This is a genomic window from Vibrio sp. JZG120, assembly GCF_053890955.1.
Map to the genome: position 1 here is coordinate 55,285 of NZ_JBSRRK010000012.1, position 24,760 is coordinate 80,044.

At 45.1% G+C, this 24,760-nt stretch carries 31 protein-coding genes; 11 read left to right on the forward strand and 20 right to left on the reverse strand.

The genetic code is table 11. The annotated features are described in order from the left end of the window. Window positions 1-20: 20 nt before the first annotated feature. The gene (yjgA, locus tag ACWPOD_RS19790) at window positions 21-548 is read right to left on the reverse strand and encodes a ribosome biogenesis factor YjgA (RefSeq protein WP_005396253.1); all 528 of its coding nucleotides are present in this window, start codon (window positions 546-548) and stop codon (window positions 21-23) included. 110 nt (window positions 549-658) lie between these two features. On the opposite strand from yjgA, the gene pmbA reads away from it, so the two are divergent. After that, a complete protein-coding gene (pmbA, locus tag ACWPOD_RS19795) occupies window positions 659-2,002 on the forward strand; it encodes a metalloprotease PmbA (RefSeq protein ID WP_005396252.1) in 1,344 nt (447 codons plus the stop codon). A 62-nt stretch (window positions 2,003-2,064) separates the two neighbouring features. Here pmbA and mgtE read toward each other — a convergent pair whose 3' ends face one another. The 11 genes from mgtE to ACWPOD_RS19850 all read right to left on the reverse strand — a co-directional run bounded on the left by mgtE (window position 2,065) and on the right by ACWPOD_RS19850 (window position 10,827). Then, the gene (gene mgtE, locus ACWPOD_RS19800; RefSeq protein ID WP_006742352.1) at window positions 2,065-3,423 is read right to left on the reverse strand and encodes a magnesium transporter; all 1,359 of its coding nucleotides are present in this window, start codon (window positions 3,421-3,423) and stop codon (window positions 2,065-2,067) included. A 148-nt stretch (window positions 3,424-3,571) separates the two neighbouring features. Next, window positions 3,572-3,847 (reverse strand): HPr family phosphocarrier protein, encoded by a 276-nt coding sequence (locus ACWPOD_RS19805; protein ID WP_005396244.1) that lies wholly within the window; start codon window positions 3,845-3,847, stop codon window positions 3,572-3,574. 2 nt (window positions 3,848-3,849) lie between these two features. Next, a complete protein-coding gene (rapZ, locus tag ACWPOD_RS19810) occupies window positions 3,850-4,713 on the reverse strand; it encodes an RNase adapter RapZ (RefSeq protein ID WP_006742353.1) in 864 nt (287 codons plus the stop codon). 14 nt (window positions 4,714-4,727) lie between these two features. After that, the gene (gene ptsN / locus ACWPOD_RS19815; RefSeq protein ID WP_005381116.1) at window positions 4,728-5,174 is read right to left on the reverse strand and encodes a PTS IIA-like nitrogen regulatory protein PtsN; all 447 of its coding nucleotides are present in this window, start codon (window positions 5,172-5,174) and stop codon (window positions 4,728-4,730) included. A 2-nt stretch (window positions 5,175-5,176) separates the two neighbouring features. Continuing rightward, complete coding sequence (hpf, locus tag ACWPOD_RS19820; RefSeq protein WP_005381114.1) at window positions 5,177-5,464, reverse strand: ribosome hibernation promoting factor; 288 nt, start codon at window positions 5,462-5,464, stop codon at window positions 5,177-5,179. A 24-nt stretch (window positions 5,465-5,488) separates the two neighbouring features. Beyond that, window positions 5,489-6,958 carry an RNA polymerase factor sigma-54 gene (locus tag ACWPOD_RS19825; protein WP_005396241.1) on the reverse strand — a complete coding sequence of 490 codons (1,470 nt, stop codon included), beginning with the start codon at window positions 6,956-6,958 and terminating at the stop codon, window positions 5,489-5,491. A 50-nt stretch (window positions 6,959-7,008) separates the two neighbouring features. Continuing rightward, window positions 7,009-7,734 carry an LPS export ABC transporter ATP-binding protein gene (gene lptB, locus ACWPOD_RS19830; RefSeq protein WP_005396240.1) on the reverse strand — a complete coding sequence of 242 codons (726 nt, stop codon included), beginning with the start codon at window positions 7,732-7,734 and terminating at the stop codon, window positions 7,009-7,011. A 1-nt stretch (window position 7,735) separates the two neighbouring features. Next, window positions 7,736-8,230: a lipopolysaccharide transport periplasmic protein LptA gene (gene lptA / locus ACWPOD_RS19835; RefSeq protein WP_005396239.1), complete on the reverse strand. Its 495-nt coding sequence runs from the start codon at window positions 8,228-8,230 to the stop codon at window positions 7,736-7,738. Next, window positions 8,211-8,774, reverse strand: a complete 564-nt coding sequence (lptC, locus tag ACWPOD_RS19840; protein WP_124009126.1) for an LPS export ABC transporter periplasmic protein LptC — start codon at window positions 8,772-8,774, stop codon at window positions 8,211-8,213. Before lptC ends, lptA begins: the two co-directional genes overlap by 20 nt. Before the next feature lie 86 nt (window positions 8,775-8,860). After that, window positions 8,861-9,832, reverse strand: a complete 972-nt coding sequence (gene kdsD / locus ACWPOD_RS19845; RefSeq protein WP_005396237.1) for an arabinose-5-phosphate isomerase KdsD — start codon at window positions 9,830-9,832, stop codon at window positions 8,861-8,863. 29 nt (window positions 9,833-9,861) lie between these two features. Next, window positions 9,862-10,827: a calcium/sodium antiporter gene (locus ACWPOD_RS19850; protein ID WP_258586168.1), complete on the reverse strand. Its 966-nt coding sequence runs from the start codon at window positions 10,825-10,827 to the stop codon at window positions 9,862-9,864. Window positions 10,828-11,201: 374 nt separating this feature from the next. On the opposite strand from ACWPOD_RS19850, the gene mlaF reads away from it, so the two are divergent. The 8 genes from mlaF to ACWPOD_RS19890 all read left to right on the forward strand — a co-directional run bounded on the left by mlaF (window position 11,202) and on the right by ACWPOD_RS19890 (window position 16,643). After that, window positions 11,202-12,005 (forward strand): phospholipid ABC transporter ATP-binding protein MlaF, encoded by an 804-nt coding sequence (gene mlaF / locus ACWPOD_RS19855; protein WP_005396235.1) that lies wholly within the window; start codon window positions 11,202-11,204, stop codon window positions 12,003-12,005. Next, window positions 11,995-12,786: a lipid asymmetry maintenance ABC transporter permease subunit MlaE gene (mlaE, locus tag ACWPOD_RS19860; protein ID WP_005396234.1), complete on the forward strand. Its 792-nt coding sequence runs from the start codon at window positions 11,995-11,997 to the stop codon at window positions 12,784-12,786. Before mlaF ends, mlaE begins: the two co-directional genes overlap by 11 nt. 2 nt (window positions 12,787-12,788) lie before the next feature. After that, window positions 12,789-13,277, forward strand: a complete 489-nt coding sequence (mlaD, locus tag ACWPOD_RS19865; RefSeq protein ID WP_005396233.1) for an outer membrane lipid asymmetry maintenance protein MlaD — start codon at window positions 12,789-12,791, stop codon at window positions 13,275-13,277. Window positions 13,278-13,279: 2 nt separating this feature from the next. Beyond that, window positions 13,280-13,918, forward strand: coding sequence for a phospholipid-binding protein MlaC (gene mlaC, locus ACWPOD_RS19870; RefSeq protein ID WP_046873609.1), 639 nt, complete (start codon window positions 13,280-13,282; stop codon window positions 13,916-13,918). Further along, window positions 13,918-14,238, forward strand: a complete 321-nt coding sequence (locus tag ACWPOD_RS19875) for an STAS domain-containing protein (RefSeq protein WP_005396231.1) — start codon at window positions 13,918-13,920, stop codon at window positions 14,236-14,238. The genes mlaC and ACWPOD_RS19875 overlap by 1 nt, the downstream gene beginning before the upstream one ends. A gap of 3 nt (window positions 14,239-14,241) precedes the next feature. After that, window positions 14,242-14,496, forward strand: a complete 255-nt coding sequence (ibaG, locus tag ACWPOD_RS19880; RefSeq protein WP_005396230.1) for a BolA family iron metabolism protein IbaG — start codon at window positions 14,242-14,244, stop codon at window positions 14,494-14,496. Between the two features lie 9 nt (window positions 14,497-14,505). Continuing rightward, window positions 14,506-15,771, forward strand: a complete 1,266-nt coding sequence (gene murA, locus ACWPOD_RS19885; RefSeq protein ID WP_046873610.1) for a UDP-N-acetylglucosamine 1-carboxyvinyltransferase — start codon at window positions 14,506-14,508, stop codon at window positions 15,769-15,771. 146 nt (window positions 15,772-15,917) lie between these two features. Further along, the gene (locus tag ACWPOD_RS19890) at window positions 15,918-16,643 is read left to right on the forward strand and encodes a 1-acylglycerol-3-phosphate O-acyltransferase (protein ID WP_258688692.1); all 726 of its coding nucleotides are present in this window, start codon (window positions 15,918-15,920) and stop codon (window positions 16,641-16,643) included. A gap of 85 nt (window positions 16,644-16,728) precedes the next feature. On the opposite strand, the gene ACWPOD_RS19895 is transcribed toward ACWPOD_RS19890, so the two are convergent. The 6 genes from ACWPOD_RS19895 to arcA all read right to left on the reverse strand — a co-directional run bounded on the left by ACWPOD_RS19895 (window position 16,729) and on the right by arcA (window position 21,307). Beyond that, entirely contained in the window at window positions 16,729-17,118 is a 390-nt protein-coding gene (locus ACWPOD_RS19895; RefSeq protein WP_005381087.1) for a RidA family protein, read from the reverse strand. Between the two features lie 118 nt (window positions 17,119-17,236). After that, window positions 17,237-17,698: an aspartate carbamoyltransferase regulatory subunit gene (gene pyrI, locus ACWPOD_RS19900; RefSeq protein ID WP_005381086.1), complete on the reverse strand. Its 462-nt coding sequence runs from the start codon at window positions 17,696-17,698 to the stop codon at window positions 17,237-17,239. Window positions 17,699-17,713: 15 nt separating this feature from the next. Beyond that, the gene (pyrB, locus tag ACWPOD_RS19905; RefSeq protein ID WP_005397473.1) at window positions 17,714-18,643 is read right to left on the reverse strand and encodes an aspartate carbamoyltransferase; all 930 of its coding nucleotides are present in this window, start codon (window positions 18,641-18,643) and stop codon (window positions 17,714-17,716) included. 87 nt (window positions 18,644-18,730) lie between these two features. Beyond that, on the reverse strand, window positions 18,731-18,826 hold the full coding sequence (locus ACWPOD_RS19910) for a hypothetical protein (protein WP_031780631.1): 96 nt from the start codon (window positions 18,824-18,826) through the stop codon (window positions 18,731-18,733). Between the two features lie 99 nt (window positions 18,827-18,925). After that, window positions 18,926-19,930: an ornithine carbamoyltransferase gene (locus tag ACWPOD_RS19915; RefSeq protein WP_167426226.1), complete on the reverse strand. Its 1,005-nt coding sequence runs from the start codon at window positions 19,928-19,930 to the stop codon at window positions 18,926-18,928. A 156-nt stretch (window positions 19,931-20,086) separates the two neighbouring features. Further along, entirely contained in the window at window positions 20,087-21,307 is a 1,221-nt protein-coding gene (gene arcA / locus ACWPOD_RS19920; protein WP_006742359.1) for an arginine deiminase, read from the reverse strand. A 583-nt stretch (window positions 21,308-21,890) separates the two neighbouring features. Between arcA and rraB the strand changes: the two genes are divergently transcribed. Both rraB and ACWPOD_RS19930 read left to right on the forward strand, forming a co-directional pair. Further along, window positions 21,891-22,304, forward strand: coding sequence for a ribonuclease E inhibitor RraB (gene rraB, locus ACWPOD_RS19925; protein ID WP_005381081.1), 414 nt, complete (start codon window positions 21,891-21,893; stop codon window positions 22,302-22,304). Between the two features lie 165 nt (window positions 22,305-22,469). Next, window positions 22,470-23,270 (forward strand): glycosyl hydrolase 2 galactose-binding domain-containing protein, encoded by an 801-nt coding sequence (locus ACWPOD_RS19930; RefSeq protein ID WP_046873612.1) that lies wholly within the window; start codon window positions 22,470-22,472, stop codon window positions 23,268-23,270. 19 nt (window positions 23,271-23,289) lie between these two features. On the opposite strand, the gene ACWPOD_RS19935 is transcribed toward ACWPOD_RS19930, so the two are convergent. Continuing rightward, window positions 23,290-24,195, reverse strand: coding sequence for a bifunctional helix-turn-helix transcriptional regulator/GNAT family N-acetyltransferase (locus tag ACWPOD_RS19935; RefSeq protein ID WP_456232155.1), 906 nt, complete (start codon window positions 24,193-24,195; stop codon window positions 23,290-23,292). 115 nt (window positions 24,196-24,310) lie between these two features. Continuing rightward, a complete protein-coding gene (locus ACWPOD_RS19940; protein ID WP_005397464.1) occupies window positions 24,311-24,715 on the reverse strand; it encodes a DUF2061 domain-containing protein in 405 nt (134 codons plus the stop codon). Window positions 24,716-24,760 lie beyond the last annotated feature (45 nt).

Sequence of the window (24,760 nt, forward strand, 5' to 3'; positions counted from 1 at the left end):
GTTGGCATCGAACCGTCTAATTAAAACTCTTCTTCGTTCAGACCTTTTAGGATCTGGAAGATTTCGCGGTACGCTTTTGCTGGTTTCCCAGCCTTTTTCTCTTTCGCTGCTTGGCGAGCCAATTGGCGTAGACGCTGACGATCCGCTTCTGGATACATTTCCATTACGTCATCAATGGCTTTGTCGCCTTCTTCCACTACGCGATCACGCAGAGCTTCAAGCTTGTGGAATACCGCCGTTAATTGAGAGTGCTTGTTACGAATCTTATCCAACGCCGCTTGGATTGGCTCTGGATCTTCATAACGCATCAACTTACCAATACGTTGTAATTGGCGACGACGCGCTTCGTTTTTAAAGCGTTGTGCGTCTGCAATTGCTTCTCGCAGGTCTTCGCTCAATGGAAACTTTTCGAGAACTGCAGGTTTGAGGCCGACAAGCTCCTCACCTAGCTTTTGCAGTTCTTCCATGTCTCGCTTCATCTCGGATTTGCTTACCCAGATGATCTCTTCTTCTGGTTCCCATGGCGCTTTTTGATTCTTACGTGCCATTTCAGTTGCCTGTGTTTTGATTAATATTATGACTATTTTAACAAGAATCGTGGGGAGAAAGCGAAATTCTTGTTATCCTATTGTTCATCAAAGACAAGATGTGAAAGACAATGGATATTAAACAGCAGGTTGCTGAGCAACGTACCGAGCTAGAGCAAGCCGTCGCAAGAGCCTTAAAGCTTGCATCGGCAAAATCTGACGCCGCCGAAGTCGCAATTACCAAAAGCACTGGTTTAAGTGTATCTACTCGCATGGGCGAGGTAGAAAATGTCGAGTTCAACAGCGATGGTGCGCTGGGCATTACCGTTTACCGAGGTCAACGTAAAGGCAGTGCTTCCACGTCTGATTTAAGTGAAGCTGCTATCGAGCAAACCGTTATTGCGGCGCTGGATATTGCGCATTACACATCTGAAGATCCATTTGCAGGGCCCGCAGCCAAAGAATACATGGTGCAAGAGATCCCTGAGCTTGATCTTTTCCATCCAGACGCCCCTGATCCCGATTATGCTGCCGATGTGGCGATCGCCGCTGAGAAAGAAGCGTTAAGTTATGACAGTGCAATCAAGCAAAGTGATGGCGCGAGTTATGATAGTCACTACGGTGTAAAAGTGTATGGTAACAGCCATGGCTTATTAGCAAGCTATGCGTCTAGCCGCCACAGTACCAGCTGTTGTGTGATTGGCGTTGGTCAAAATGGCGAAATGGAGCGTGATTACAGCTACACAGTGGCACGTCATCGCGATGACTTATGGACACCAGAAACAGTGGGTCGTAAGGCGGCAGAGAATACGATTAACCGCTTAGATGCGCAGCGCTTAAAGACAGGTAAATACCCAATCATGTTTGCCGCTGATGTTGCAACTGGCTTGATTGGTCACCTTGTTATGGCGATCAGCGGTGGTAACCTGTACCGTAAATCTTCTTTTCTACTTGATCACCTTGGTAAGCAAGTGCTTCCTGAGTGGTTCAATATCTCGGAACGTCCACATGTATTACGTGGTTTGGCGTCAAGCCCATTCGATAGCGAAGGCGTATATACTCAAGACCGTGAGATCATTACTGACGGTGTGCTAGCAACTTATCTGTTAACCAGTTATGCCGCACGTAAAATGAAGATGGCGCCGACAGGTCACGCTGGTGGGATTCATAACTGGTACGTGAAGTCGACAGGCCAAAACTTCGAACAAATGCTTAAAGAGCTCGGTACTGGTCTTCTAGTGACAGAAGTGATGGGACAAGGCGTGAACGTGGTAACAGGTGATTACTCTCGCGGTGCTGCAGGCTTCTGGGTTGAGAACGGTGAAATCCAATACCCAGTATCGGAAATTACCATCGCTGGTAATCTGAAGGACATGTTCAATAAGATTGTTGCCGTAGGTAGCGACGTTGAAACGCGCTCGCAAATTCAAACGGGTTCAATCTTACTGGATGCGATGAAAGTGGCGGGTGAGTAAGTTCTCCCAATTCAGAATTAAAAAAAGCCTGATGTGTTCATCAGGCTTTTTTGTTTTTGCAGTTAGGTAATCAGTATTGTGGCAAGCCCTAAGAATACTGATAAACCAATTACATCCGTTACGGTCGTTAACGCCATACCACCAGCTAAAGCTGGGTCGATGTTCATTTTCTTTAAGAGGATTGGAATCGTTACTCCGGCAACCCCAGCGACCAATAAGTTGGTCAGCATCGCTGCGGAAATGATTCCCCCTAGCATCCAGTTACCTTTCCAAGCGACAACAATGCCGCCAATAATCAGCGCCCACATGATGCCGTTGAGTAAACCGATCGAGGCTTCTTTCATCAACAGTTCTCGTTTGTTCGAGTCACCGATATGACCAAGAGCAAGACCACGAATCACTAGTGCGACGGTTTGGTTACCAGCGACACCACCCATGGAAGGAACAATCGTCATCAATACGGCAATGGCAGCCATCTGGTCTAGCGTGGCTTCAAACATGTTAGAAACAGAAGCGGCAGCGAGTGCGGCCAACACGTTAGCCCCAAGCCAGATACTACGTTTGCGAGCTGATTTTACAACGGGTGCGAAGGTATCTTCGTCATCGTCCATACCTGCCATACTCATCATCGAGTGCTCGGCATCTTCACGGATAACGTCAACTACGTCATCGATAGTGATACGGCCAACGAGATGCTGATTCTCGTCTACGACAGGAGCAGAGACCCAGTTACGACGTTCGAACAGACTAGCAACATCTGAATCACTGGTATCGACAGTAATCGCTTCGTCAGCATCTTCCATGATGTCGACAATTTTGACATCAGGCTGGGTCGTGATCAGCAGAGTAATGGGTAGTTCACCAATCAGTTTGCTTTCTTCATCAATGACATAAAGTGCATCCGTTGCTTCTGGTAGTTCACCTTTCATACGCAGATAACGTAAAACCACGTCCACATCTACGTCACCACGAATCGTGATAACGTCGGTGTTCATCAGTCCACCTGCAGTGTCTTCTGGGTAGGACAGGGCGGTTTCGACACGCAGACGGTCAGAGGAGTCCATTTGCGACAGGACTTCACGTGACAGGTTGTCTGGCAAGCTACGCAGTACATAAGCCACGTCATCGGTATCCATGCCTTCTGTCGCTTCTGCAAGCGCTTCTGGTGCCATTTTGGATACGAGACTATCTTTGACGTCTTCGTTCAGTTCGTCGAGGATTTCACCGTAGTCTTCAGGGTCGGTGAGTTGCCAGAGAACTTCACGGCTTTTTCGTGGAGAGGCTTCTAAAAGGTGAGCGATATCCTCAGGTTCCATGTCCTGTAACTGACGACGAACATGGACGAAGCGGCCATTTTCTAGCGCTTCTGTGACTTCTTGGAGGGCTTGGTGAGCTTGGTCGAATTCAATTTGCTCTGCCATTCATTCCTCCCAATTCCTGATATTTACAATGCGTTGAATAATAACTTAATTCTAGGCGCCTTTTAATAACAACTTATGATACTAAGCAAATTTATTTATTGGCGCAGTCAGGGGAAGGGGAGTGAGAGGTAATAAAAAAGCGAGTAAATTACTCGCCTTCATCAAATTTATCTTCGATTAAGTGGCAAACGGCATCCAGTGCTTCTTCTGCTTGCTCACCCGCAGCGTGGATTGTGACGTACTGTCCTTGAGCAGACTCAAGCATTAATAAACCCATTACGCTGTCTGCTGTGGCGGTTTTGTCTTCTTCATTGTCGATAGTGATGACCGCTTCAAAGCTCTGGGCCAGTTCGACCAGTTTGACGGCTGCGCGAGCATGTAAGCCAAGGCGATTTTGAATCAATACTTTACGACTTAACTCCACAGCTACTCCTTAGTGTTTTTCTCTAGTGAGGTATGGCGAATTTGCACTTGGTGTCCTTTATTGGCGAAGTACTCTCCGATTTGCTGAGTTAAGTACACCGAACGGTGTTTACCACCGGTACAACCTATTGCAACGGTCAAATAGCTGCGGTTGTTTTTCTCGAGAAGAGGTAACCAATTCTCTATAAAGTTTTCAATTTGGTATTTCAAACTTAACACCGATTGGTGCTGCTCCAAAAATGCGGCGATAGGAGCATCCAAACCCGTAAGTGGGCGCAACGCTGGTTCCCAATGTGGGTTGGGCAAGAAGCGAACGTCGAATACGTAATCGGCATCGGAAGGCAGGCCATATTTGAAGCCAAAAGACTCAAATACCATAACAAGCCCTTTGCGATCTCTGCCTTCAACACGCATACGCACGGTTTCACTCAACTCATGCAAAGATTGTCCGCTGCTGTTCAGTACAAGATCGGCATGCGCTTTAAGTGGTGTTAAAATTTCTTTCTCACGCTCGATGGCTTGGTCAAGGGAGAGAGAGGTGCCACCTAAAGATAAAGGGTGGATTCGGCGTGTTTCGCTGTAGCGTTTGAGTAGCGTTTCCTTATTGGCGTCCAAGAAAAGCACGGTCACATCAAGCTCTGTTTTCAACTGCTCCAGTGTACCAGTCAGTTCTTTTAGCTTTTTAGGGATATTGCGAATATCAATGCTTACCGCAACATTCTGCTTGCTGTCAGCAACAGAGTGAACAAATGCGTCCAGCAAATTCACTGGGAGGTTATCAACACAGTAATAACCTAAGTCTTCCAGTACGCGCAGCGCAATACTCTTACCGGCACCTGAGTGCCCGCTAACCACGATTAGTCGCATGATGTCCGTCCTGCTTATTGGTGAATCATGATGTCGTAAAGTTCTTCATCACTCTGAGCATTGCGCAGTAGTTTCAATACTTGCTTATCGCTCAGACGTTCTGCCATAGAGGATAGAGTCTTGAGGTGTTCTTTGCACTGTTCTTCTGGTACAAGGAGCGCAAAAAGAAGGTCGACAGGTCGATTATCAATCGCATCGAATTCAATTGCTTCATCACATTGCAGCAAGACAGCAATAGCCTTGTCGCTCGATTGCATTCTAGCGTGTGGGATCGCAATACCGTTTCCGATACCAGTACTGCCCATTTTCTCTCTGTTGAGCATGCACTCGAACAGTTCGGTAGAATCTTGGCCCGTTTGATCAGCCACGATGCGGCTGATCATTTCAAGGGCGCGTTTTTTACTCGTGCAGTGGACCGCACTCTTGGTGCAGTCCAATGACAGTATTTCGCTCAGTTGCATGATTAATGACTGTTTAGTTTTTCTTTGTGCTTATTGAGTTGGCGAACCAATTTATCTACCAGCGAATCGATCGCGGCATACATATTTTCGTCATCAGCTGATGCGTGGATTTCGCCTTGATTTATATGAAGCGTAGCTTCCGCGATTTGAGTGATTTTTTCAACTTTTAGTACAACATGTACTTGATTGATATGGTCGAAGAACCTTTCGAGCTTCTGAAACTTAGAATTTACATAGTCTTGCATTGAATCGGTAAGATCAACGTGATGGCCTTGAATATTGATTTGCATAGACTTTCCTTTTCAGTTAGTGCCTTATAATAGGCGTTTACGCTGACTTGAAGGGGCAATTCCCAAGGATTCTCGATATTTGGCTATCGTACGTCTCGCGACCTGAATCCCTTGGTCAGCCAGAAGAGCAGCAATCTTGCTATCACTCAATGGCTTAGCAGTATTCTCTGCTGCGACCAGTTTTTTAATGAGTGCGCGAATTGCTGTTGACGAACATTCTCCGCCGTTGTCAGTACTAACATGGCTAGAGAAGAAGTACTTCAATTCAAAAATGCCACGTGGTGTATGCATAAATTTTTGTGTTGTTACACGAGAAATCGTGGATTCATGCATGTCCACTGCCAAGGCTACATCATTTAGTACCATTGGCTTCATGGCTTCCTCACCATACTCGAAGAAATCTTGTTGATGTTCAACAATACATCTTGCAACTTTGAGTAGCGTCTCGTTTCTACTCTCTAAGCTCTTAATTAACCATTTTGCCTCTTGCAAATTGCTGCGGATGTACTGGCTATCCGCGCTATTGCCTTTGCCTAATTGAGCATATTGTTGATTTACTTTTAATTTTGGAACGCTATCTGGGTTGATAGAAACGGTCCATTTGCCGTTGTCTTTAAAAACGGACACATCTGGAATTACGTACTCGGTATCATCCGGTGTGATACGGCTACCGGGACGAGGATCTAACTGCTGGATAAGTTTGAGGACTTCACGGAGATCGGCTTCTTTCAGCTTAGTCTCTTTGATGACGAGCTTGTAATCACGGTTCCCCAGGTGATCAATATGATCCGCAAGAATCATTTTGGCTTCAGCAAGCCACGGTGTGTCTTCTGGGAAAGTCGCTAGCTGTAGCAGTAGGCACTCTTGTAAGTTGCGTGATGCCACACCGAGCGGATCGAACTGCTGAATACGTTTACGAACGGCTTCTACTTCGTCTAACTCAATCTCTTCGTTATCGAAGCTCTCATGAATTTCTTCAGGAGATAGGGTTAGGTAACCGTAGTCGTCAACAGCGTCAATAATCGCTAATGCAATCGTACGATCGGTTTCACTGAATGGTGTCAGGTCAAGCTGCCACATTAGGTAGTCATGCAATGATTCCGTGGTTTCGCCTTGGTAGACGGGCATATCATCGTCAAGAGCTAAGCCAGTGCTACCGGTATTCGCGCTGTAGACGTCATCCCAAGTGGTATCGATTTCAAGTTCAGAGCTGATCTCTGACTTCTCAATTACGTCTGAACTGTCTGGAACGTCAATGTCTGCTGGTTCGTTAGCACTGTTGCTATCAGCAGCCTCGACCGCTGATTTATCTTCACCGTTTGCTAGAGGCTCATCTTGGCCTTCTTCAACTTCCAATAATGGGTTTGAATCCAAGGCTTCTTGGATTTCCTGTTGAAGATCGAGTGTCGACAGTTGCAGTAAGCGAATCGCTTGTTGCAACTGTGGCGTCATGGCTAACTGTTGACCTAGCTTGAGTTGTAATGAAGGTTTCATTCAGTGTTACTTACCTTGTAATGCTCAGAATCTTACCGTTCCTAATATAATCATAGACGGAATTGTTCGCCGAGATAAACTTGTTTCACCTGTTCATTATTGAGAACTTCTGCCGGAGTTCCCGATGCAATTAGGTGCCCTTGGCTTACGATATAGGCTTTTTCGCATACGTCCAGTGTTTCACGCACGTTATGGTCAGTGATTAACACTCCGAGGCCGCGATCGCGTAGATGCTCGATGATTTTCTTGATGTCATTAACCGAGATTGGGTCAACACCAGCGAAAGGTTCATCCAACAAAATGAATTGAGGGTTGGCTGCTAAAGCGCGAGCGATTTCCACTCTGCGTCGCTCACCCCCCGATAGTGCCATACCCGCACTGGTTCTGATGTGCTGAATGTGGAATTCTTCCAACAAATCTTCCAGCTTATCTTGGCGCTCTTCACGTGTCATTTCTTGACGAGTTTCGAGTACAGCCATGATGTTATCTTCTACCGACAGCTTACGGAAAATCGACGCTTCTTGCGGAAGGTAGCCAATCCCGAGACGCGAACGACTGTGCATCGGCAGAATACTGATATCTTTATCATCAATGGTGATGGTGCCTTCATCTCGTGGCACCAAGCCGACAATCATATAAAACGAGGTGGTTTTACCTGCGCCGTTTGGGCCTAGCAGCCCAACAATCTGACCAGATTCAACTTCCAAGCTAACATCGGTTACGACTTTGCGCTTTTTGTAGCTTTTCGCCAAGTTTTTCGCACTCAGTACTGCCATATTAGTTCTCTATCTGATTGGGTTGCAAAATGGTCGTAACGCGCTCTTCCTTAGAGCTATCAGCGACTAGCTTTTGTTTACCAATTTGGTAACGAATCGAAGAACCTTTGATGGTGTTGTTGTCTTGTGCCAGTTGCGCTTGACCTTTCATGGTCAATTCGTCTGTAGAAATACGGTAATCCAGCTCCACAGCTTGACCACTCAGTGTTTTACCATCGTCCATCAGCTGAGAAAACTTGGCAGGTTTACCAAATGCTTGAATCTGTTTGATGGCTTCGGTTTTAGGATCGCGCGTTACCACGATTCTATCAGCATCGATATTGATGCTACCTTGCTTAAGAGATACATCGCCTTTAAAGATAACCTGGTTACTCTTCATATCCACCTGTTGGGTGTCAGAGTTAATGTAAACCGGTTGTTGAGTATCCGACTTAAGTGCCAGCGCTTGAGGCGCCGCCAATACCAGTGCCAGTAGGCTAAGGTGTAACGGTTTCATATCGACCTTGAACTTCGTCTGTCAGAGTTGCGGTATGCAGCTTTAAGTTGCCTTGCATTGCGCCTCCAGTAGTTTCAAATTGTGGCCCAACCAACATGACCTGTTGATCAGCTTTAAAATCACGATTGGTTAGATTAATGACTAACTTGTCTGTTGCCATGGTATCAAAACTCGCACCAGGCAGAAGATTTTGCATTAAGACCTTGTCATATAACGTTAAGACTTGGTCTTCATCTAACACGGCTCTTGTGGCCGTCACCTTCCATTCAATGACGCTACCTTCACGGTAAACCATCAAAGTCGGGTTATTAAAAATGGTATCTCCACTCTTAGCATAATGGTCTAAGTTCGTGGAGCGGATGATGTAACTGCGGACACCATCTTCACCATAGGTGATGTTTTCCAGTCCAGTACCACTGAACATGGGCAGTTCAGAATCTGGTGCTACTTGAATTGCGTCGTTGCCTTTTGGGGTCAGTAGGTAATAACCGCACCATGCGACAACGAAGATCAAGAGCAAATAAATAAGGCGAGTAAAACTCATATAATGAAGGCCTATCGTTTAGCTCAGTACTTCCCTGACCATTGCCTTTATTTGTGTAATAAATGATTTAAATGTTTGTGCTGATATTACATCACGCCAGCTTTTAGTAAATCGTGCATGTTCAGTGCACCCACAATTTTTTCGTCTTTACATAAAATCAGAGCGTTAATATTTTTATTCTGCATCAAGTTCAAACCTTCAACCGCTAGCATATCAGGGTGCGCTGTGGTTGGATTTGTCGTCATGACTTCGCCAATCGCGGTCGTATGAATATCAATGCGTTTGTCTAAGGTGCGACGTAAATCACCATCGGTGAATATACCAAGCATAGCATCGTGTTCATCGACGATAGCGGTCATGCCTAGCCCTTTTTCTGAAATTTCAAGCAGGGCATCGCGAATCAATGCGTTTGGAGAAACTTTAGGTAACGCTTCTCCAAAATGCATAATATCAGACAACTTAAGCAGCAGTTTTCTCCCTAACGCGCCACCTGGATGAGATAGGGCAAAATCTTCGGCAGAAAAACCACGCGCTTGAAGTAGGGCTACGGCTAATGCGTCTCCCATTACTAATGTGGCCGTGGTACTGCTGGTCGGTGCCAACCCTAGTGGGCAAGCTTCTTGAGGTACCGTGATTTGCAGGTGCAAGTCAGACAGTTTTGCCATATTGGATTCTGGCTTGCCTGTCATGCTAATTATCTTGATATTCAGGCGTTTTAATACCGGAAATAGAGACAGAATTTCGTTTGACTCACCAGAGTTAGAAATTGCGAGCACAATATCTCCAGGGCTGATCATGCCCAAGTCGCCATGTGCTGCTTCGCCAGGGTGAACGAAAAACGCAGAAGTCCCCGTGCTTGCCAGAGTCGCAGCAATCTTGTTACCAATGTGGCCTGACTTGCCAATACCCATAACGACTACTTTGCCGCTGTTGGAAAGGATCAGTTCGCACGCTTTCTCAAATTGATCATCAAAGTAGGTATCCAGCTCTTGCAGAGCAGCAACTTCGATATCAAGAACTTGTTTAGCAGCAGCGCGAAAATCAAATTGATTGGACATATCAGTTCTCTACTTATTTATCGTGGTAATTAAGCGGCCATGTTTGCGAATAAGTACACTTGATAACCTAGGAAGCATGCAAACAAGATTGCACCTTCAATACGGTTAATACTGCGTGATTTACCCAAACACATCGCGACAAGTAACAGTGAAACGCCTAACATGACCCAGAAGTCACGTCCCATCGCGTACTCACTCAGTACCGATGGATTAATGATGCCGGGAATGCCCATTACGGCCAGAATATTAAACACATTCGAGCCAATAATGTTACCGACGGCCATGTCGTCTTCACCTTTTAAAACACCAGCAAGCGATGCTGCGAGCTCAGGTAGACTAGTACCGATGGCAATGATAGTCAGACCGATGACAAGATCGCTCATGCCAAAATACTTTGCAATAATCACCGCGTTATCCACTAGCATGCTTGCTGCCAAAGGAAGCAGTATCAGGCCAATAACCACCCACATGATCGCTTTAGGGTTGCTGACGCCTTCTGGGATTTCTGACTCTTGGTCATCAAGAAAAACATCACCTGCTTTTTGTTCTTTGCGGCTGATCTGCAACATAGCAAATAAAAATGCCCCAAAGAGTACAAACAATAAGACACCTTCATAAAAACCGAGATGACTATTCCAAAGCAGAATACCGGCGAGTACTGTTACTGCAATCATTAATGGCAGTTCCCGGCGGATGACCGCGGAGCTAATCGACAGAGGCTTGATGAGTGCTGTAATACCTAGGATTAACGCGATGTTCGCGATGTTTGAGCCTAAAACGTTACCCACGGCAGTATCGGTTTTTCCGTCCCAGGCTGCGGTTGCAGAAACCATCATCTCTGGCGCAGAAGAGCCCATCGCAAGGATTGTCATGCCGATGACAAGAGGTGAAATACCGACGTTGCGGGCTATCGCTGCAGAACCAAAAACAAGTTTATCTGCACTCCATACGAGCAAAACAAGACCGACTATAAGCAACGCTACGGCTTCGAGCATGAGAATTCCTAAGTATTAAATAAGTAAAATGAATAACCGCTAATTTTGACCTTTTGCGGCCTAAAATGGAAGATAAACGACGAATAAATTAAAGGTTAGTAACGAAAATGTATGCAAATGTCGTTCATTTAAATCAGCAATTCTTGTCTAGGATTTAAACACTTTGCGCTGATTTGATCGTAATCCACAAAAAATTGCAGGTATATACTCGACTTTATTTAATTGAACAGTGCTTTAAATTCAAAGCCAATGTGCTTATGATTGCAGCCTAATAAATGTACCGACGTTACTTTATTAAACGTGAAATTCAACTCCGTTGTGTGTCTGGTTGATGATGCCGTGAGTTGCAACGCTCCGACAGTAGAAGAGATGATATGTCGAACAACGATTTAGTCACCGTGAACAACCTCACTTTTTCACGGGGAGAGCGCAAGATCTTTGATGGTATTGATCTGCATGTTCCTGAGGGCAAAGTGACGGCCATTATGGGACCATCGGGAATTGGTAAAACAACACTGCTGCGTTTAATTGGTGGTCAGTTGTATCCCGAGCAAGGAGAGATCTGGTTTGATGGCGACAATATTCCCTCTCTCTCGCGTAAAAAACTCTACCATGCTCGAAAGAAAATGAGCATGTTGTTTCAATCAGGAGCTTTATTCACTGATTTGAATGTCTTTGATAACGTTGCCTTCCCATTGCGAGAGCATACGAATTTATCTGAAGAGCTGATTCGTACCATGGTATTGCTTAAGCTTGAAGCCGTCGGTTTACGCGGCGCGGCACAATTGATGCCAAGCGAGCTATCGGGTGGCATGGCTAGACGCGCTGCGTTGGCGCGTGCGATCGCCCTAGACCCAGATTTAATCATGTACGATGAACCATTTGTCGGACAAGACCCAATCACCATGGGTGTCTTGGTTGAGCTTATTAGTAATCTAAATCAAGCGTTAGGTTTAACTTCTATAGTCGTTTCTCACGACGTGCCTGAAGTGATGAGTATTGCCGATTGGGTTTATCTGATGGCCGATGGCAAAATTATCGCTTTTGGCACACCAGAAGAGCTTAATCAGAATCCTGACCCTCGCGTTCAGCAGTTCTTACAAGGTGATGCAGATGGTCCTGTACCGTTTCGCTTCCCTTCTCAAAGTATCGAAAAGGACTTATTTGATGGTCGATAACTTTATGCATTTTGTCGCCTCACTAGGTAGACGAACGCTCTCCATCTGCGGAGCATTTGGTCGTGCGACTTTCATGCTGATCGGGGCACTGTTTACTAAGCCACAACCGCTCAAAAGCTTTCCTCTGCTCGTTAAACAACTTTATTCCGTAGGCGTCCAGTCTCTGGCGATTATCGTCGTATCTGGGTTGTTCATTGGTATGGTCTTGAGCCTACAAGGCTATGTTGTGCTGGTGGATTACGGCGCAGAGGGCAGTTTGGGTCAAATGGTGGCGCTCTCATTGCTACGTGAATTAGGGCCCGTTGTCACTGCACTTCTGTTTGCTGGTCGTGCAGGCTCTGCGTTAACTGCAGAAATAGGCTTGATGAAAGCGACGGAGCAACTTTCTAGCCTTGAAATGATGGCGGTAGATCCTTTGAAAAGAGTGATCGCGCCACGTTTTTGGGCTGGTGCTATTTCAATGCCATTACTGGCTATGATTTTCATGGCGGTGGGTATTTGGGGCGCCCAGCTTGTTGGTGTTGACTGGAAAGGTGTTGACCATGGCAGTTTTTGGTCAGCGATGCAGTCCTCAGTTGAACTAGGACAGGATATTGGTAACAGTATGATCAAGTGCTTTGCGTTTGCAATTACGGTTACTTGGGTCGCTCTATTTAATGGTTATGATGCTATTCCAACTTCGGAAGGGATCAGCCGAGCAACTACGCGCACTGTTGTGCATTCTTCTTTAGCAGTACTAGGACTAGACTTTGTACTGACCGCATTGATGTTTGGGAATTAATCATGCAACAAACACGTAAAACTGAATTATGGGTTGGCAGCTTTGTATTAGCGGGAATTTGCGCGATTCTTGTGATGATTTTTCAAGTTGCTGACGTAAAAAGCATTGGCTCTGGTGATACTTACACCCTCAAAGCTGAGTTCGATAATATTGGTAGTTTAAAAGTTCGCTCGCCAGTAAAAGTGGGTGGGGTTGTAATTGGCCGGGTAAGCAATATTTCGCTTAACCCAGATAACTTATTACCTGTTGTGAGTCTATCGATCAATAGCAAATACAATCAATTCCCAGAAACGTCAAGCGTACAAATTTTGACGTCTGGCTTGATTGGTGAGCAATACATTGGTTTAGTACCAGGCTTTGTTTTTGACGATGAAGTCATGCTGGTCGATGGCGATACCATCGAAGACACCAAATCAGCGCTCGTGCTTGAAGACTTAATTGGTCAAGTGCTTTACAGCGTAGGTGGTTCAGACGATTCAAGTAAGGAATAACTATGTTAGCGAGATTATTACTTTCAGTTTGTGCTGTGTTTAGCGCGTTTGGTACAAGTGCAGCAGAAGTGGATAAAACTGAACCTTATAAGATGATGAAGCAAGTGGCTGAAGTCACTTTCGAAAGATTAAAAGCCGAGCAGCCGAAAATCAAACAAGACCCAGATTTACTCAAGGTGATTGTCGAAGAAGAGCTAATGCCTTACGTCAACTACCGCTATGCTGGGTTAAAGCTCCTAGGTCCAAACCTAAAAGGAGCGAAACGTGAGGATGTACTTGAGTTTATCGATGCATTTCGCGCGTATTTAATTGCTTCATATGCCCAAGTGCTAACGCAATACAGTGATCAACAAATTGAATTTGGTCCTGAGCCTAGCATTGATGACTCTAAGCGTATCACCAGCATTAAAGTTGATATCATCGATACGCCGCGTCCAAACATCAAGTTAGAGTTCAAATTGCGTAAAGACAACAAATCTGGTGAGTGGGAAGCGTTCGATATGATTGCGGAAGGCATTAGTTTACTCTCTAGCAAACAGTCAGAATGGAATAGCAAAATTCGTCAAGAAGGCATTCTATCTGTCGCGAAAGATCTAGAGAAATTAGCTGCGGAACCGATTCGCTTTGAGGCGAAGAAATAATGGCCCAGACTCCCGCTCAGTGGCAATTAGATCAAAACATTCTTAAGCTAACAGGGGCACTTGATAGAGATACAGTACCCTCATTGTGGGCGTATGCTCAGCAATGGCAACCAGCTCAAGCTGAGCTGGAATGCTCGTTAAAAGAGATAGAGCGCGTCGACTCTGCAGGAATGGTGATGTTAATCCACTTATTAGAGCATGCAAAAAAGCAAAACTGTCATATAATGCTCAGTTTCGTGCCGGCGCAACTGCGCACTTTGTTTCAACTTAGCAATGTTGAATCTTTAGTGGCCAAACACATACAGAATTATCAGGGGTAAATTGTGGATAGCGCAAAAGTACAACAGTTATTAGAAGAAGCACTAAACCTTCAAGAAGTGCATGTAAAAGGTGAAGGTAGCCACTATGAGGTGGTTGCTGTTGATGCTTGTTTCGATGGAATGAGCCGCGTTAAGAAGCAGCAGTTAATTTATGGTCCTCTGATGGAATACATCCAGCGTAACGACATTCACGCATTATCAATTAAAGCGTTCACACCAGAAGAGTGGGCTCGTGATAAGAAACTGATGTCGCTTTAAGGTTTATTGATGGAAAAGTTTCGAGTTATTGGGTCAGATAAACCACTCGTTGGTGAAGTGACCATTTCCGGTGCAAAAAACGCAGCACTGCCGATTTTATTTGCGTCTATCTTGGCGGAAGAGCCTGTAGAAGTGGCAAACGTGCCACACCTTCGTGATATCGATACAACCATGGAACTGCTTAAGCGTTTAGGCGCGAAAGTAAGCCGTAATGGTTCTGTTCACGTCGATCCTAGTAGCATTACTGAATACTGCGCACCGTATGATTTGGTGAAAACCATGCGTGCTTCTATTTGGGCTTTGGGTCCGCTCGTAGCGCGATTTGGTCAAGGTCAGGTTTCTCTACCTGGCGGTTGTGCTATCGGTGCTCGTCCTGTTGATCTGCATATTTCTGGCCTAGAGCAGCTTGGCGCAACGATTACGCTTGAAGATGGTTACGTTAAAGCTGAGGTTGATGGTCGTCTAAAAGGTGCGCACATCGTGATGGATAAAGTCAGCGTAGGCGCGACGATCACCATCATGTGTGCTGCAGCACTTGCTGAAGGCACTACAACGCTAGACAACGCGGCGCGTGAACCTGAAATTGTAGACACCGCGGATTTCCTAAATAAGCTTGGTGCAAAAATTTCTGGTGCAGGCACAGATACGATCACGATTGAGGGTGTTGAGCGCCTAGGTGGTTGTAAACACAACGTGGTTGCCGACCGTATTGAGACGGGAACATTCCTTGTCGCTGCCGCGGTATCTGGCGGTAAAGTAGTATGTCGTAACACTAACGCTCATTTGCTTGAAGCGGTTTTAGCCAAGCTAGAAGAAGCTGGCGCGCTTGTCGAAACGGGTGAAGATTGGATTTCAGTTGATATGACTGATCGCGAGCTGAAAGCAGTGAGTGTACGTACAGCGCCGCATCCAGGCTTCCCGACCGATATGCAAGCGCAATTTACGCTACTAAACATGATGGCTAAAGGCGGCGGCGTGATCACTGAGACTATCTTTGAAAACCGCTTTATGCACGTACCAGAATTGATGCGTATGGGCGCGAAAGCCGAGATTGAAGGCAACACCGTTATCTGTGGTGATGTTGAGTCATTAAGTGGTGCGCAAGTGATGGCAACCGACCTACGAGCTTCGGCTAGTTTGGTAATTGCGGGCTGTATTGCTAAAGGCGAAACCATCGTTGATCGTATTTACCATATCGACCGCGGTTACGACAAAATCGAAAATAAACTGGCTGCACTTGGCGCAAATATTGAGCGAGTGAGCGAGGCAAGTTAAACTGCACCGCAGGTAACTTGGATATCAAGAGAGCCGAAACCTGAGTTTCGGCTTTTTTATATCACTCTCATGACCATAGTTATCCTTTATGGAAAGAGAGAAATTAATAGCTGTATCTGGCAAAAGCCGGTTCCTGGAGAACAAGAATGATTGCACTGTTACGTGTATTTGCTGTCGCTATCTTTGCGATTGTTATGTTTATTGGTGGTTGTGGTTACTGCCTGTTAAGCCCCCGAAACCCTAAGCACGTTTTCACTTTTGGCCGCTTGTTTGCCAAGATGTCTCGTGTATTTGGGATTAAGTTAGAGCTGCGTATCCCTGAAGATGCGTATTCACGCGGACAACATGTTTACATTGCTAACCACCAGAACAACTGGGACATGTTTACTGTTTCTGCTGCTGTGACCCCGAAAGTTGTGACAGTAGGTAAAAAGAGCTTGGCTTGGATGCCACTGTTTGGTCAGCTTTACTGGCTTACGGGTAACATCCTGATTGACCGAGCGAATCGCTCTAAAGCAAAAGGTACTATCGATCAGGTCGTGAGCAGCATGAAAGAAAGTGATGTTTCGGTGTGGATGTTCCCAGAAGGCACGCGTTCTCGTGGGCGTGGTTTGCTGCCATTCAAAACAGGTGCTTTTCATGCGGCAATTGGTGCAGGTGTGCCAATCATTCCTATCGTATGTAGCTCGACGAATAAAATTAAGCTGAACCGTTGGAACAATGGTCATGTGATTGTTGAAATGCTACCTCCAATCAGCACTGAAGGCTATGGTAAAGAGAGCATTCGCGAGTTAGCGAATATCTGTCGTGAACAGATGAAAGAGAAGCTTGAATCGTTAGATGAAGAAGTCAAACAGCGCAACGCTGCTTAAGTTTTACTGCGATATCATCACGAAAAGACAATAAAAAACGGGTAGCCTGAGCTACCCGTTTTTTTATGTTTGTCAGCAAGTGCAATTATTTGCGAACAGCGATTGCTTCAATCTCGATGCCAACATCTTTTGGTAGGCGAGCCACTTCTACACAAGAGCGTGCAGGGTAGTTTGCTACGCCGTGCTCATCAAAGAACTTGCCGTAAACTTCGTTCACTGTGCCAAAGTCATTTAGGTCTTTAACAAAAACCGTTAGCTTTACAATATCAGATACTTTAAGACCTGAAGATTCAACTACAGCCTTTACGTTTTCTAGAGACTGACGAGCTTGTTCTGCGATATCAGCAGACACTTCACCTGTCGCTGGGTTTACTGGGATTTGGCCTGAAGTAAGAACCATGTTACCTAGATCTACGCCTTGAACGTAAGGACCGATTGCTGCTGGTGCAGATTCAGTGTGAAGTACTTTCGTCATTTGATTTTTCCATCAGTTGTAGGGAATAAAGATTCTCAGTTTGCCTCTAAACCCGTGGTAGGTAAAGAGTAAAATACCCCGGCATTGCGGGGTATTTTAAACTAGTCGTACGGTGTGTTTATCGTTCGGTTACGATCTCACGTGAGAACACTTTCTCGCAGTACTTACACTTTAGGCGGATTTCTTGTTTCTTTTCGAATACGCTAAAGCTGCTTTCTACTGGTTCATTGTGAGAAATACAGTTTGAATTTGGGCATTCGAAGACATCGTTAATGCGCTCTGGAAGCTCTAATGCGAGCTTTTTCACCACTTCATAATTTTCGATTTGGTTCACGGTCGCGTGAGGAGCATACAGCGCCAACTTGCTCGCTTGCTCTTCATTAATAAACACATTTTCGATTTTGAGTAGATCTTTATGACCGAGTGCTGATGATGGCAAGTTCAGACCAATCGTAACGCGCTGTGATGAATTGTGCATATCGAACAGTCTTAGTACTTTGATGCCGATTTGCGCAGGGATGTGGTCGATGACCGTGCCATTTTTGATTGCTTCTACCTGCAATTGAGTTTCTTTAGCCATGGGTTTTCTCCTCGATTACAGTGTTTCGTTTAGAACAAGCGCCAACAGTGCTTGGCGAGCGTATACGCCATTTTGAGCTTGCTGGAAGAAGTAAGCATGAGGCGTTTTATCAACATCGGTTGTGATTTCATCCACACGTGGTAGTGGGTGGAGTACTTTTAGATTCTCGCGCGCCCCTTCGAGTAAGGCAGCTGTCAAAATATACGCCGATTTAATGTGCGCGTACTCCGATTCGTCAAAACGTTCTTTCTGTACTCGTGTCATGTACAGAATATCTAGTTCAGGAATCACGCTCTCCATGTCCGTGTGCAGACTATATTGAATGCCAGCTTCATCTAGCTCTTCGCAGATGTAATCTGGCATTGCCAATGCTTCTGGTGCAACAAAGAAGAAGCGGATGTTATTAAACTTCGCTAAGGCTTGAGTCAGAGAGTGCACCGTGCGGCCATATTTTAGGTCACCGACGAACGCGACGTTCAAGTTGTCTAGACGACCTTGTGTTTCCGCGATGGTGTATAGGTCGAGTAGCGTTTGAGTTGGGTGTTGGTTTGCACCGTCACCAGCGTTGATCACTGGCACGCCATTTGAGAATTCAGAGGCCAAGCGAGCGGCGCCTTCTTGTGGATGGCGCATCACAAAGGCATCGACGTAAGAAGAGATGACCTGTACTGAATCTGCGAGTGTTTCGCCTTTTTTCGCCAGAGAGGTATTACCATCATTATCAAAGCCAATCACGTCACCACCAATGCGTTGAATCGCTGTTTCAAACGATAAACGTGTACGTGTTGATGGTTCAAAGAAACAACTGGCAACGACTTTGTTTTTAATCAGTTCTGGTCGAGGTGCTTTTTTAAGGCTGCCTGCTGTTTCTACGATAAGTTCCAGTTCTTCACGTGAAAGCTCTGGAATAGAGATGATGTGCTTCTGGTAAAGCGAGTTCGCCATGATCTTCTTCCCTATAACATTGATGACTACATCCAAATTGCCGAAAGGAATTTTGGACATAAAAAAACCTCCCCAAATGGGGAGGTTTTAAAATTCAATAGAATTAACGAAAATAACACCACGTAAGCGTAGTCGCTTAGCTAGAGCAAATCGCGTTTTCATGTCGGCAATTAGCTTGGTCATTTCTTAATCCTCAGACAAATTGCCGAGCATTATACGCTTAACTTTCGTGAGCGCAAGCGATTACATCATGGTTTTTAGCGGCTGTTTTGGCTTGCTAGTTTAGCTTCCTAATGTTGCTACCATCACGGCTTTGATAGTGTGCATACGGTTTTCAGCTTCGTCGAATACGATGGAGTATTCTGACTCAAATACCTCTTCTGTTACTTCAAGGCCTTTCATGCCGTATTTTTCAGCGACTTCTTTGCCGACGGTGGTCTCATCATTGTGGAAAGCCGGAAGACAGTGCATGAACTTCACATGTGGATTACCCGTTTGTTTAATCACGTCCATATTGATTTGATATGGTGTCATTAAAGCCACACGTTCATCCCATGCCTCAGCGGATTCACCCATAGATACCCAAACATCGGTGTAAAGGAAGTCACAACCCTTCACGCCTTCCTCCACGCTTTCAGTTAATGTGATTTTTGCACCAGTTTGCTGCGCGATAGTTTGGCAAGTTGCCACCAAATCTTCTTCAGGCCAGAACGCTTTTGGCGCGACAAGGCGAATATCCATGCCCATTTTAGCGGCACCCACCATGAGCGAGTTGCCCATATTGTTGCGTGCATCGCCTAGGTAAGCGAAGGTCATTTCATGCAGCTGCTTACCGCGTCCGTGCTCTTGCATGGTAAGGAAATCGGCAAGGATTTGGGTTGGGTGGAACTCATCAGTCAAACCATTCCACACTGGAACACCAGCATAAGTGCCAAGCTCTTCAACAATGGATTGGCCAAAGCCGCGATATTCGATGCCGTCATACATGCGACCTAAGACGCGTGCGGTGTCTTTCATTGATTCTTTATGGCCAATCTGAGAACCAGAAGGGCCGATGTAAGAGACTTGAGCGCCTTGATCAAAAGCTGCGACTTCAAACGCACATCGGGTACGAGTCGAAGATTTCTCAAAGATGAGTGCAATGTTTTTACCTTGAAGTGTCTTCTGCTCTGTTCCTGCATATTTTGCTTTTTTTAGCTCTGCAGACAGTTCGAGCAAGAACAGGATTTCTTTGGTTGAGAAATCCAATAGCTTCAAAAAGTTGCGGTTACGTAAATTGAAAGCCATAGCTCGTCCCTTAGTACGTGTGATTGAATTAATAGAATGCATTAAAACATATAAATGCTTTATTTGTGAATAATTATTTTTGCGTGAAACTAAAAAAGGTTGATGCACTCACATCAACCTTAGTTTTTATTCATTTAATGTAAAAGGACGAATTGGTTATATATCGTCTCGCTCTATCGGACAGCTCATGCAGCGGGCGCCACCACGGCCACGGCCAAGCTCGTTACCTGGGACTGTCAGTACTTTGATACCAGCTTTGTCGTATTTTTCGTTGGTGTATACATTGCGTTCGTAACCAATCACAACGCCCGGTTTTACGGTAAGAACGTTATTGGCGTCATTCCATTGTTCGCGCTCAGCTTCATAACTGTCACCACCAGTGGTGATGATTTTCAGCTGATCTAAGCCAAGAGCAGATTCAATCGCATGCAGGTAGTTATGAGATGCTTCAACATGCATTTCACCATTGCCTTTTGGTGTTAAGCGCCATGTGTCGAGATCTTTGCGCATGATCTCTGGGTAAACAGAGAACGTGTCCACATCCATATGGGTCATAACGGTGTCTAAATGCATGCATGAACGGTGTTTAGGCAGATCAATCGCAATCACTTCGGTTGCTTGTCCTGCCTTAAACAGGCTCGCTGCAAGGTTTTCTACACCTTGCGCGGTCGTGCGCTCAGACATACCGATCAGAACTGCACCTTTACCAATAACCAACACATCACCGCCTTCGACATTCGCATTATCATAATGCAGATCATCATCACCGAAGTATTTGATAAAGTCTTGGCCAGCAAAAATTGGGTGCCAACGATAAATCGCACGTAAGTGGTTTGTCTCACGTTGGCGTGCAGGCATCATCATTGGGTTGAGCGATACACCACCATAAACCCAGCATGAGGTATCACGCGTAAATAGGTGGTTAGGTAGTGGCTCAATAACAAAATCCAGCGGACGCTTCATTTTTGGCAGCATAGAAGATGAGGTGATCGGCAGCTCTGAGTAAGCTAAGCCACCTAAAAATATGCTGGCAAGGTGTTCATCATCCATTTCTGAAAAATATTGGCGTAGGTCTCGCGCAAAGGTTGGCCCGTAACGAAAGTCAGAAATCTGAGTATCTAGCAGCCACTGTTTTGCTTCTGGAACGGCGAGGGTTTCGACCAGTAAATCGTGGAGGAGAAGCACTTCTACATCTTGATCGCGTAGCGTGCGTGCGAACGCATCGTGCTCTTCACCTGCCGCTTCTACAGCAAGAACATCATCAAACAGTAATTCATGACAGTTTGATGGAGTTAAGTGGGTTAGGGCGCGCTCTGGGCGATTTAATAGAACTCGTCGAAGTTGACCAACTTCTGATCCAACGTACAGCTTGCTCATTTTGTATCCTTACAAATTTTCCAGCCGTTAGTTATGACAAGCTTCCTAGAAAGATGCAAATTACTACGCTTTGCCTATATTCTGATTTTTTATTGTTTTTTAGATTTTAGTTTTGTTTGTTTTGCTAATGAAGTTTTGGTTTGGGTTTAAATTCTATTTTGTGAAATGTGGAGAGCGTGCGTTTTTATTCTAATTTTCCCATTGAGAAAGAATACATGCATAGTGCATAAAACGTGCATTTTTATTCTCAATTATGCATTATTGAAGTAAATTTATTCGTTATGCTTCTTCGTTTTACACGTGAGTGTATTCAAGAAAGCGCCATAAACACGCACAGAAAGAGAAAATAACCGCATTAAGTGTCAGTTAGGATGTTCTGAATATTAAAAAATGCCATTTTTTGTTAATTTTTTGTTTCTTTGCATGGTCGGTTTAATATTTATATTCAAATAACCGATAAGAATCGCGGTAGTATGATGTTTGTTTGTGGCTTTTCATCGCAATCCATGCCATATTTCACCGGATCAGCATACTCAGTATCGGGTATAGTGTTTCTATCAAGTAACTAATCTGGAGCCAAAACATGTCTCACGAAGATGAATATCTATCAGTAGAAGAATTAATTGAGATTCAAAAGGAAGAGACTCGCGATATCATTGCAGCATTGCTAGAAGATGGCAGCGATCCAGATTCGCTATACGAAATCGAGCACCACCTGTTTGCAGAAGATTTTGACACGCTAGAAAAAGCGGTAGTTGAAGCATTCAAGATGGGCTTTGAAGTGCTTGAAGCGGAAGAAACTGAAGATGAAGATGGCAACAAGTTGCTTTGCTGTGACGCAACCATGGAATCAGCATTAGACGCAGAAGCCATTGATGCGCAAGTTGAAAAACTGATTCACTTGGCAGAAAAATACGACATCATCTATGACGGTTGGGGTACGTACTACGAAGGGGAAGATGCGCTTTACCCTGAAGAAGATGAAGACGACGAGTAATCAAAGCTCACCTCTTTTAGAAAAACCAGCGTTTAACGCTGGTTTTTTATACCTTGAAAATGGCATCCAACAACAGATGTATGTGGAGGTGATAAATAATTCACATTGAGTTTATAGGGGATTTCTCCCTATAATGCGTGAAAATTGATCTAGCGCAAGGTGTATATGCAACTCTCACTCGCCGGTTTATGGCAAGTCTCTCCACTGACGGACCTCTCGATTCCACAGGATGACATCACTTTTCCCGCCCCTTTAAGTCTGGTCCTGCCTGATGAATTGACGGAAGAAGCAATTCGTCAGCAAGAGTGGCACCTGATGCATGACATTGAAGTGGATGAGGCGATGATGGCATTTCCTGCAGTGGAAATGGTAATGGGTGGTGTTGATTACCATGCGGAGGTACGTTTGAACGGCGTGGCTGTGTTTGATTGTGATGGCTCGCAAAGTGTGTATAAGAAAGACATTCGCCCATACATGCAAATGGGGCGTAATCGTTTTGAGATATTGTTCCTAGAGGAAGAAGAAGATCTTTTATTCGATGAGGATAAGCCAGAGCTGTGCCCGCTTTCTGAACATCAATATAAGAAAAGTGATGAGCGACTGGGCGTGTGGCAAGAACCGTACTTGCAGTTTATTCGCAACGTGCGTTTAGATCGCGTGGCAACCGAGCAGATTTGGCACCATGGTGGCGGGTGTGAATTTAAGGTCGATTTGTATTACCAGACATTTGCGCCAGGACTAGTGTCAGCAGCGGTAAAGTTTAATGGCATGACTTACCATATTCCTATTGATGTCCGAGCGGAGCATGCGAGCGCTTTATTCCAGATTGAAGCGCCAAAGTATGCTGATCTTAATGACCCTGATCCAAATGATCTCTATCAGTTGTCTGTTGAATTGGATGGGCAACGCCAAAACTTCACTGTTGCATTGAGCCAGGAGCTTTGCGTTACCCACGTTGTGCTTTAACGTCTGATAATATTTTTTATTACAGTACCTTAAGCATTACGACTTCACATGCATCATGCCCTGTTTGTCCAAGCGGGGCATTGAGGTGCTCAAAGCCTAGCTTTTCATACAAGCCTACCGCCTCTCTTAGACATTCGGTTGTTTCTAAATAGCACTGCTGATACCCAAACTGTTTCGCCAGTTGTAAGCTCAATGCGACGATGCGTTTGGCTAAACCGTGTCCTCGTGTTTGAGGTAAGAAGTACATCTTTTGCAGCTCACACACATTTGGCTCACCAGCTAAAGGGGCAAAGCCACCGCCACCAACGATCTCTCCGCGATGTTCAATGACCCAATAGGCGGCGCCGCATTGATTGTAAACCGAATACATATCATCAAGCGTTGGATCGGCCACACCATAACCTTTGTCTGCGGTTAAGCCGTATTCAGCAGAGACTTTACGAATCACATCTGCGACTTGCGGGTTGTCTGCTTTTGTAAGAGGTCGAAGAACGTATTCCTCTGCCTGACATACTTTTATCAGCCCTTTTAGGTAAGTCTCTAGACCAAGTTTGAGTTGTTCTTGCTCACAGTCATCAAGTTGTGTAAGCAACTGCTCAAAAAAGCTGTTTTGCTGTTGGTCTAGTTGCGATAACGCCTGCTGTCCTTGAATTGTGAGCACTACGAGTTGGCTTCGTTTATCTTTCGGGTTTTCGATGCTCTCAACCAAACCTAATTTAATCAAACCAGTAATGGTGCGGCTTGCATTGGACTTGTCGACACTAAGCTGCTGCGCCAGTTGGTTGATGGTCAATGGCTGCAATTGGATTTCACCTAATGCGTGCGCTTGTACCGGGGTAAGAGCGACATCGCCGCATTGTTTATCGAGCATACCAAGCAATCGGACGGCTTGACGGGAGTAGTGTCGGAGTTGACGAGCGTTCATTATCACTTACCTCTAAAAATAAAGTTGCGCACCGCAATTAAATTAATTGCGGTGCGCAACTTTGTCAATGATAAATGTCATTTGGCTCGTTAGGAGACGTAGTGAGCCTCCATGTTTAAGCGTGGTGATGTAAACAAAACTGCGGTGCTGGAGTTTTTGCTGATGATTTACGCATCCATACTTTCTCGTGGAAGTAGTAAGCCACCGTATTCAAACTCGGCTCTAGCATCGCCATTACGCCGCCGACAAATGCATCACCTGTTAGTAAGTAAACCACGGTAAAAGCGACGCTGAAGTGCACGGTCGCAAAGCTTGCGGTTTTTAATTTGGTCATCCACTGACGAGCTTTAAGTGCTGGGACTTTTGCCCATGCCTTTTCATGAAAGTAGAAGGCTACGGTGTTCACTGAAGGCTCAATCATGGCAATTAAACTACCAATTAAAATGTCGCCTGTGAGTACGTAAGCGACACTAAATGCGATAGTAAAATGCAGTGCTGCGAAAGTTAGTGTCTTTTTCATGATAATTACTCAATCGTGTTTGTTTCGATGAGTTCATTATCGATA

Coding starts and splice junctions, on each gene's coding strand:
- ACWPOD_RS19890 (WP_258688692.1), top strand. CDS start 15,918: ATGATTGCACTGTTACGTGTATTTGCTGTCGCTATCTTTGCGATTGTT.
- ACWPOD_RS19850 (WP_258586168.1), bottom strand. CDS start 10,827: ATGCTCGAAGCCGTAGCGTTGCTTATAGTCGGTCTTGTTTTGCTCGTA.
- ACWPOD_RS19915 (WP_167426226.1), bottom strand. CDS start 19,930: ATGGCTTTCAATTTACGTAACCGCAACTTTTTGAAGCTATTGGATTTC.
- lptA (WP_005396239.1), bottom strand. CDS start 8,230: ATGAAACCGTTACACCTTAGCCTACTGGCACTGGTATTGGCGGCGCCT.
- lptC (WP_124009126.1), bottom strand. CDS start 8,774: ATGAGTTTTACTCGCCTTATTTATTTGCTCTTGATCTTCGTTGTCGCA.
- rraB (WP_005381081.1), top strand. CDS start 21,891: ATGTCTCACGAAGATGAATATCTATCAGTAGAAGAATTAATTGAGATT.
- yjgA (WP_005396253.1), bottom strand. CDS start 548: ATGGCACGTAAGAATCAAAAAGCGCCATGGGAACCAGAAGAAGAGATC.
- kdsD (WP_005396237.1), bottom strand. CDS start 9,832: ATGTCCAATCAATTTGATTTTCGCGCTGCTGCTAAACAAGTTCTTGAT.
- pmbA (WP_005396252.1), top strand. CDS start 659: ATGGATATTAAACAGCAGGTTGCTGAGCAACGTACCGAGCTAGAGCAA.
- mgtE (WP_006742352.1), bottom strand. CDS start 3,423: ATGGCAGAGCAAATTGAATTCGACCAAGCTCACCAAGCCCTCCAAGAA.
- hpf (WP_005381114.1), bottom strand. CDS start 5,464: ATGCAAATCAATATTCAAGGCCATCACGTTGATCTTACCGATTCAATG.
- mlaC (WP_046873609.1), top strand. CDS start 13,280: ATGTTAGCGAGATTATTACTTTCAGTTTGTGCTGTGTTTAGCGCGTTT.
- pyrI (WP_005381086.1), bottom strand. CDS start 17,698: ATGGCTAAAGAAACTCAATTGCAGGTAGAAGCAATCAAAAATGGCACG.
- ACWPOD_RS19930 (WP_046873612.1), top strand. CDS start 22,470: ATGCAACTCTCACTCGCCGGTTTATGGCAAGTCTCTCCACTGACGGAC.
- murA (WP_046873610.1), top strand. CDS start 14,506: ATGGAAAAGTTTCGAGTTATTGGGTCAGATAAACCACTCGTTGGTGAA.
- ACWPOD_RS19825 (WP_005396241.1), bottom strand. CDS start 6,958: ATGAAACCTTCATTACAACTCAAGCTAGGTCAACAGTTAGCCATGACG.
- ACWPOD_RS19940 (WP_005397464.1), bottom strand. CDS start 24,715: ATGAAAAAGACACTAACTTTCGCAGCACTGCATTTTACTATCGCATTT.
- ACWPOD_RS19935 (WP_456232155.1), bottom strand. CDS start 24,195: ATGAACGCTCGTCAACTCCGACACTACTCCCGTCAAGCCGTCCGATTG.
- mlaF (WP_005396235.1), top strand. CDS start 11,202: ATGTCGAACAACGATTTAGTCACCGTGAACAACCTCACTTTTTCACGG.
- rapZ (WP_006742353.1), bottom strand. CDS start 4,713: ATGCGACTAATCGTGGTTAGCGGGCACTCAGGTGCCGGTAAGAGTATT.
- ACWPOD_RS19875 (WP_005396231.1), top strand. CDS start 13,918: ATGGCCCAGACTCCCGCTCAGTGGCAATTAGATCAAAACATTCTTAAG.
- ACWPOD_RS19895 (WP_005381087.1), bottom strand. CDS start 17,118: ATGACGAAAGTACTTCACACTGAATCTGCACCAGCAGCAATCGGTCCT.
- mlaD (WP_005396233.1), top strand. CDS start 12,789: ATGCAACAAACACGTAAAACTGAATTATGGGTTGGCAGCTTTGTATTA.
- arcA (WP_006742359.1), bottom strand. CDS start 21,307: ATGAGCAAGCTGTACGTTGGATCAGAAGTTGGTCAACTTCGACGAGTT.
- mlaE (WP_005396234.1), top strand. CDS start 11,995: ATGGTCGATAACTTTATGCATTTTGTCGCCTCACTAGGTAGACGAACG.
- lptB (WP_005396240.1), bottom strand. CDS start 7,734: ATGGCAGTACTGAGTGCGAAAAACTTGGCGAAAAGCTACAAAAAGCGC.
- ptsN (WP_005381116.1), bottom strand. CDS start 5,174: ATGCAACTGAGCGAAATACTGTCATTGGACTGCACCAAGAGTGCGGTC.
- pyrB (WP_005397473.1), bottom strand. CDS start 18,643: ATGGCGAACTCGCTTTACCAGAAGCACATCATCTCTATTCCAGAGCTT.
- ACWPOD_RS19910 (WP_031780631.1), bottom strand. CDS start 18,826: ATGACCAAGCTAATTGCCGACATGAAAACGCGATTTGCTCTAGCTAAG.